Here is a 6,349-nt window from a genome sequence, read left to right as displayed (position 1 = left end):
TGGCGGTGTGCGCCGGGGCGACGGTGGCGTTACCGTCCAGCCGCATAGGCAGGGGCACCGCCACCAGGAAGAGGAGGGCAGCGCCGGCCAGCGCCAGGAGGGTGCTGCGCCGCCGCTTTTCCATGGCCATGAACTTGCGCTTTTTCTCCAGCACCGGCTCCAGCACGCCGATGAAGGGAACTTCCTTGTAGAGTTGGGCGTTGCGCAGGGCCACCGTGGCCTGTCCGCCCAGCACCTTGAGCATCTCCAGGTGGGCGGCGCTGAGGAAATCGGGATCGCTGCTCTCGATGGCCAGCAGCCCCACCCGGCCCTGGTCGTCGGCCAGGGGCAGGCAGTAAAAGGCGCGGGCCCCGCTCTCCTCGAAGTAGCGCTTGAATTTTTCGCGGGTCTCGGGGCGGGGGTCCTCGACCTCGTCGCCCCTCTGCACCACGTAAATCTCTTGCCCTGCCACCGAGGCCCAGCGCAGCAGCTCGTCCAGGCGCTTGACGTCGGGATCGGCGTGATTGATCTCGGGCATGCTGGAGATAGCCTTCAACTGCAGCTTGCCGCTCTGCTCCAGCGCGATGCAGGCGCGCTCGTAGGGAATGACGGCGCTGGGCCCGGTGACGATGGCGTGCATCACCCGTTCCAGGTTCAGGGTGGAGGTGATCTCGCGGCTGACCTGCACCAGGGTCTCCAGGATCTCGACCTTGCGCTCGGCCAGCAGCAGGCTGGCATTGTGCAGCGCTCCCCCGGCCGCCTCGGTGATGTTCTGGAGCAGGAAGAGGTCGTCCTCGTCGAAGGGCTCGCCGTCCATCCGATTGATGGCTTCGGCCACGCCCACCACCGCGCCCCCATGCATCACCGGGGCCGCCATGACCGCGAAGGCCGCGCCCTCCGCGCCTTCTTCCAGGCCGGCGTTGCGCTGGGCCAGGCGCTCGTCGCCGGGCTCGTTGATGGCCACCGCCTCGCCGCTCTCGGAAACCGCCCAGGCCACGCCCCCACCCGCCTTCTGCACGGCCCCCGTTTCGGCGGTGAGGTCGGTTCCCGCCTGGCTGGCCAGCAGCAGGGCATCGCCCTGCACCAGCCACAGGTTCACCGCCTGCGTGTCCAGCAATTCTCGGAACTTGGAGGTGATGATGGGCAGCAGCTCGTCCATCTCCAGGGTGGAGTTGAAGACCTTCTCCAGGTCGTAGAGCTGGGTGACGCGGGAGATGGATTCCAGGCCGGTGTTGCGCTCGGCCTCATAGGCCATACCGGCGGCCAGGCCCATGGCCGCCAGCCGCGGCAGCTCGCCCAGCGCGGTCAGCACCTCGGGCGCCATGGGGGTTGTGAAGCTGAGCAGCTCCAGGGCGCCCACCAGGTCGTCGTCGATGAGCAGCGGAATGGCCGCCAGCGAGACCAGGGTACGGCGGATGTTGAGGTGAGCGTAGGCTTCGCGGGCCAGCTCGCTGCCGGCAAACAGCATGGCCTGGCGCTTGGCTCCCATCATCCCCAGGGTGCCGAAGTCGGACTCGATGGCCGCATCGGAGAAGGCCACCTCGCCGTCGGTGGCGCGCGGCACCCACAGCCCGCTCTCGTCCGCCGTGTACACCACCACCGCTCCGCCGGGGACGAACTGGGCGGCCTGTTCCGCGATCAGGCGGGCACGGGGCGCCACTTCACTGGAAGAGAGCAGTGCGGCCGCCAACTCCGCGTACGAGATCGCGGGACTGCGGGTTGCCATAGAGACCGCTCCTGAGCAGCGGTGGTCGACTCGCAAAGGGGACTGGGAGCCACGACCCTTGCAAATTCCCGACGCTTCCTCTAACGTGTGCGCGCACTCTAACAAACGGCTTTCCGGGTGTCAAACCCGGCCCCAGGGCTGGAGGCAGCGTGGATATCAGCGTTCTCAAGCACGGCAACGTGCAGGTCATCAAGCTGCGCGGCGACCTCAAGATCGGTCCTCCCGTGGATGCGTTCCGTCAGACTCTCGAGGAGATCCTGAACGGCGGCGACTCCTGTCTGGTGATCGGCCTGGAGGAGGTCCCCATGATCGACTCCAGCGGCATCGGGGTACTGGTGCGCTCGCTCACCTCCGCTAAGGCTCGCGGCGGCGATCTGCGCCTGGTAAACCCTTCCCGCCTGGCGGTCCAGACCCTGAAGATCGTCGGCCTGCTGAAGCTCTTCCAGGTCTTCGAGAATGAGCAAGAAGCGCTCGCGTCCTTCCAGTAGGAAGCAGCGAACGGTCACGGGACGAGCGGGCCGGCGGCGCGCTGCCTCGGCCCGGCCCCTCATCACCACCGCGGTCTTCGACCTCGACGATACCCTGTACGATTGCTACGGGCAGCGGGTGCTGGCGGCGCATCGTCACGCCGCCGCAGCCATGGTGCGCGCCGGCCTGCCCGCCACACCGGCGCGCGTATTGCGGCTGCGCTTACGCGCTTTTCGCCGCGACCCGCGCATCTCCCGCATCGACCCAGAGATCTGCCGTCACTTCCGCATCGCGCATCCCGAGAAGATCCTGCAGGCAGCGCGCCAGGCCTTCTTCACGCTGCCGGTAGGCAGACTCAGGCTGTTTCCCGCCAGCCTGCGGGTGCTGCGCACGCTGCATCGCGCCGGGGTTCGCATCTTCGTCGTCAGTTTCGGCGACCCCTTCACCCAGCACGCCAAGGTGCGTGCCCTGGGCCTGCACCGCGAGCCCGCGGTGGAGCGCATCTTCTACGCCGACACCGCCCACCTGGTCACCAAGGAGGGCGTCTTCCGCTCGCTGCTGCGCCACGTGGAGCCCGACCCCAAGCGGATCTTGGTGGTCGGCGACCGGCCTTCCAGCGAGATCCGCGCCGGCAAACTCCTGGGCATGCACACCGCCCGCCTGCTGCACGGCGAATTCCTCGGCCTCAAGCCCGCGGGCCCGGAAGAAAAAGCCGACTTCACCCTGCGCGACATCGCCGGCGTCCTGCGCCTGCCCCTCCGCTTTGGCAAGGCTGATTAACCACAGAGGACACCGAGGACACGGAGGAAAAACAAGGTTCTCCCGTCCACCCGGAACGGGTGCCCCGCGAGTCAGGCGGTGTGACCTGGGTGTGACCTTCGTGTCCTTTGTGGTTAGCTTTTCTAGAAACTAGAAACGAGAAACTGGAAACTGCCCTCGGGGCAGGGAACTGCCGCCTGCGCTATACTTTTCTGCGGAATGGCGGACATGCAGAAGACCTTTTACCTCGAGACCTTCGGCTGCCAGATGAACGTCCACGACTCCGAGAAGGTCGTGGGCACGCTGCTGGCCGAGGGCTACCGGCAGGTGGAGAGCGTCGAGGAAGCCGGCCTCATCCTCTACAACACCTGCTCCATCCGCGACAAGGCGGAGCAGAGGGTCTTCCACCGCCTGGCCGACTTTCGCCGGCTGCAGGCCCAGGGCAAGAAGTTCGGGGTGCTGGGCTGCGTGGCGCAGCAGGAGGGCGAGAAGATCTTCGAGCGCGCGCCCCACGTCTCGCTGGTCTGCGGCTCGGCCTCCTACCGCAACCTCTCGCAGATGCTGGTGCAGATCGAAGCAGGGAAGCGTGCCACCGGCCTGGACGACCGGCAGACCGACGAAACCTTCGAGACCGAGTTCACCGCACGCTCCCATCCCCACCGCGGCTACATCACCATCATCGAGGGTTGCGACAAGTTCTGCGCCTTTTGCGTGGTGCCGTACACCCGCGGCAAGGAGCGCAGCCGCACCTCCGCCTCCGTGCTCGACGAGGCCGGGCGCATGGCCGAGACCGGCTTCACCGAGATCCAGCTCTTGGGCCAGAACGTGAACTCTTACAAGGACCCCTCCGGCAGGATGTCGTTCCCCGGGCTGCTGGCGGCGGTCGGGGAGGTGCCCGGCATCCGCCGCGTGCGCTTCACCACCTCCCACCCGCGCGACTTCACCCGCGAGATCGTCGCAGCCATCGACGCCGTGCCCGCCCTCTGCGATCACGTGCACCTGCCGGTGCAGAGCGGCTCCTCGCGCGTGCTGGCTGCCATGGCCCGCGAGTACACCCGGGAGCAGTACCTGGAGCGCATCGCCTGGATCCGGGCAGCCCGCCGCGACATCTCGGTGACCACCGACCTCATCGCGGGCTTCCCCGGCGAGAGCGAGGCTGAGTTCGAGGAGACCCTTTCCCTGGTGGAAGAGGTGGGCTACGACGGCGCTTTCGCCTTCAAGTACTCGCCCCGTCCGAACACGCCCGCCCTGGACATGCCCGACAGCGTCCCGGAGAGCGAGAAAGCGCGCCGTCTGGCGGCCCTGCAGGAGCGGCAGCGGGAAGTCTCCACCCGCCGCAATGCGCGACACGTGGGCGAGATCCTTGAAGTGATGGTTGAAGGGAAGAACGAGGCCCGCGGGCAGTGGGTCGGCCGCACCTCGCAGAACAAGGTGCTGAACTTCACCGTCCCCGCCGGCATCCAACCCTGCCTAGGGGGTTACTTGCGGGTGGGCGTGACCCGCAGTTTTCCTAACAGCCTGGCGGGAGAAGTGGTAGGCTAGGCCGCGAACGGCAAGGCAGGAGGGCCCCACGATGGAAGTCGAGATGAAGATCCGCGGACTGATGATGGATCCAGTCACCAACATGCCCATCGTGATCCTCAAAGACGTCAGCGGCGACGCCGTCCTGCCCATCTGGGTGGGCATCTACGAGGCCAACGCCATCGCGCTGGAGATCGAGAAGGTCGCCACCCCACGCCCTATGACCCACGACCTCATCAAGAACCTGCTGGTGGGGCTCGACACCCACGTGCACAAGGTGGTGGTCAGCGAACTGCGCGACGACACCTTCTTCGCCGTCATCTGGCTGGAGCGCGACGGCCGCATCATCAGCGTGGACTCGCGCCCCTCCGACGCCCTGGCCCTGGCTCTGCGCCTGGACTGCCCCATCTTCGTCGAGGACCAGGTGCTGAAGTCCTCCAAGCAGGCCAGCACCGCCTCCGACCGCGTCTCCGGCGAGGAACTGCGCAAGTGGCTGGAGGGCCTCAACGACGAGGACCTCGGCAGATACAAGATGTAGCGATGTAGGAGTCAGGGGTCAGTAGTCAGGGGCCCGCTGCCGGCGCTGACTCCTGACCCCTGACTCCTGATCCCTGGCTCCTGACTGTCCCTTTGCGATGGCTGATCCCTCCACCCAACTCCAACGCTTGGTCGAAGCCGGCTTCGAACTCCAGACCTTCGAGCGCTACCCCCGGGCGGTGGGCGCGGTGCGCGACGGCTGCATCGCCCTGCTCGAGGTTCAGGCCGACGGCCTGCGCCTGATCCAAGCCGGCTGGCGTATGGGCGAGGTCATGGGGCTGCTGGTCGAGCGGAACGGCCTCCAGGTCTTCCAGTACAAGTCCGAGAGCGTCGAAGCGACCCCCGAGCGGCTGGCTGCGCTTCGCAGCCTGCGGAAGGACGTGGAGGCGCTGCTGGCAACGCCTTGAGGCGCAAGCGCGGCAGGGAAGGCGCTACTCCTGCGAGTGCTTGCGGGGACGTCCGCCATGCTCTGCCTTGTGCTCGGGCGGCTTCCCCTCGCCCAGGTGGCGGCGATAGACGTGGTGGGTCAGGTCTTCCAGGTGCGTGAGCCCGGAGCGATGGCGGGCCTGCTTGCGCCGGTCGCTGCCCCGATGATGTTTCCGTCGGTCGGTCATACTCCTATAGATGCAAGCATAGCAGGCAGGGGCTGCCGCGGAGCCCTTTATCCTCCCATACCTTAGCGGCATTAACATAATATCCGTTATCGGACATACCTAGTACGCCGTGTCCCGTCCGCCGCTTACAGCCAGGACCACCTTGGGCTGAAAGAGCGTCCCCGCTACCCTGCTGGCGATGGCGATCAGCTCCGCCTGGCCGTGGAAGACCTTCACCAGCCGCGCCTTCGACATCTCCGGCAGGTTGACTGCTGCCCCGTGGCAGATCCTGGCGAGGGCCTCCTCGGTCGCCGTCACCGCCGGCAGCTCCGGCAAGAGCTTGCGGGGATGAACCCAGATTTGCTCCAGCGTCCCCGCGGCCACCGCTTCCTGCACCTGCTCCAGGGTGCGGGCCTCCTCCAGGCCGAACTCGGCCACGCGCGTGCGCCGCAGGGCCGAAAGATGGGCACCCACCCCCAGAGCCTGCCCCAGGTCGTGGGCGACCGAGCGCAGGTAGGTTCCCGGAGCCACCCGGGCCCGAAAGCGCGCCCGGTCGCCGTCCCCTCCCAGGATCTCCAGCTCCCGGATCTCCACCTTCACCGGCTGCAGCGGGACCTCCTTCTTCTTGCGCGCCAGCTTGTAGGCGGGCACGCCGGCGATCTTCTTGGCCGAAAAGGGCGGCGGCATCTGCTCGATGGGGCCGAGGAACTTTGCGGCCGCCGCCCGCACCTCGTCCAGGCTCGGGCGCGCTTCCCGAATCGGGCCA

Annotated in this window: 8 protein-coding genes; 5 read left to right on the top strand and 3 right to left on the bottom strand. The window is 67.2% G+C overall.

Features of this window, described 5'->3' with window-relative positions; all coding sequences use genetic code 11:
• On the bottom strand, nt 1-1,705 hold a 1,705-nt coding region (locus VEG08_15475), incomplete at its 3' end, for a GAF domain-containing protein (GenBank protein HXZ29395.1).
• A 149-nt stretch (nt 1,706-1,854) separates the two neighbouring features.
• Here VEG08_15475 and VEG08_15470 point away from each other — a divergent pair.
• The 5 genes from VEG08_15470 (at nt 1,855) to VEG08_15450 (ending at nt 5,397) form a co-directional block, all read left to right on the top strand.
• Nucleotides 1,855-2,193 (top strand): STAS domain-containing protein, encoded by a 339-nt coding sequence (locus VEG08_15470; protein HXZ29394.1) that lies wholly within the window; start codon nt 1,855-1,857, stop codon nt 2,191-2,193.
• The gene (locus VEG08_15465; protein HXZ29393.1) at nt 2,162-2,953 is read left to right on the top strand and encodes an HAD family hydrolase; all 792 of its coding nucleotides are present in this window, start codon (nt 2,162-2,164) and stop codon (nt 2,951-2,953) included. Before VEG08_15470 ends, VEG08_15465 begins: the two co-directional genes overlap by 32 nt.
• Nucleotides 2,954-3,160: 207 nt before the next feature.
• Nucleotides 3,161-4,474, top strand: a complete 1,314-nt coding sequence (gene miaB, locus VEG08_15460; GenBank protein ID HXZ29392.1) for a tRNA (N6-isopentenyl adenosine(37)-C2)-methylthiotransferase MiaB — start codon at nt 3,161-3,163, stop codon at nt 4,472-4,474.
• 31 nt (nt 4,475-4,505) lie between these two features.
• Nucleotides 4,506-4,991 (top strand): bifunctional nuclease family protein, encoded by a 486-nt coding sequence (locus VEG08_15455; GenBank protein ID HXZ29391.1) that lies wholly within the window; start codon nt 4,506-4,508, stop codon nt 4,989-4,991.
• A gap of 97 nt (nt 4,992-5,088) precedes the next feature.
• Nucleotides 5,089-5,397: a hypothetical protein gene (locus VEG08_15450; GenBank protein HXZ29390.1), complete on the top strand. Its 309-nt coding sequence runs from the start codon at nt 5,089-5,091 to the stop codon at nt 5,395-5,397.
• 24 nt (nt 5,398-5,421) lie between these two features.
• Here the strand turns inward: VEG08_15450 and VEG08_15445 are convergent, their stop codons facing one another.
• Nucleotides 5,422-5,604: a hypothetical protein gene (locus tag VEG08_15445; GenBank protein ID HXZ29389.1), complete on the bottom strand. Its 183-nt coding sequence runs from the start codon at nt 5,602-5,604 to the stop codon at nt 5,422-5,424.
• A 99-nt stretch (nt 5,605-5,703) separates the two neighbouring features.
• Nucleotides 5,704-6,349: tRNA pseudouridine(55) synthase (locus VEG08_15440; GenBank protein ID HXZ29388.1), on the bottom strand; the 646-nt coding region annotated here is incomplete at its 5' end.

This window comes from Terriglobales bacterium (assembly GCA_035624475.1).
GTDB lineage: Bacteria > Acidobacteriota > Terriglobia > Terriglobales > Acidobacteriaceae > DASPRL01.
The sequence above is the reverse complement of the archived record's forward strand: the minus strand, read 5'-3'. Positions and strand labels throughout refer to the sequence as shown.

What these genes read in the sequence shown, in the direction of transcription:
- VEG08_15450 (HXZ29390.1), top strand. Translation starts at nt 5,089, where the DNA reads ATGGCTGATCCCTCCACCCAACTCCAACGCTTGGTCGAAGCCGGCTTC.
- VEG08_15455 (HXZ29391.1), top strand. Translation starts at nt 4,506, where the DNA reads ATGGAAGTCGAGATGAAGATCCGCGGACTGATGATGGATCCAGTCACC.
- VEG08_15445 (HXZ29389.1), bottom strand. Translation starts at nt 5,604, where the DNA reads ATGACCGACCGACGGAAACATCATCGGGGCAGCGACCGGCGCAAGCAG.
- VEG08_15465 (HXZ29393.1), top strand. Translation starts at nt 2,162, where the DNA reads ATGAGCAAGAAGCGCTCGCGTCCTTCCAGTAGGAAGCAGCGAACGGTC.
- miaB (HXZ29392.1), top strand. Translation starts at nt 3,161, where the DNA reads ATGCAGAAGACCTTTTACCTCGAGACCTTCGGCTGCCAGATGAACGTC.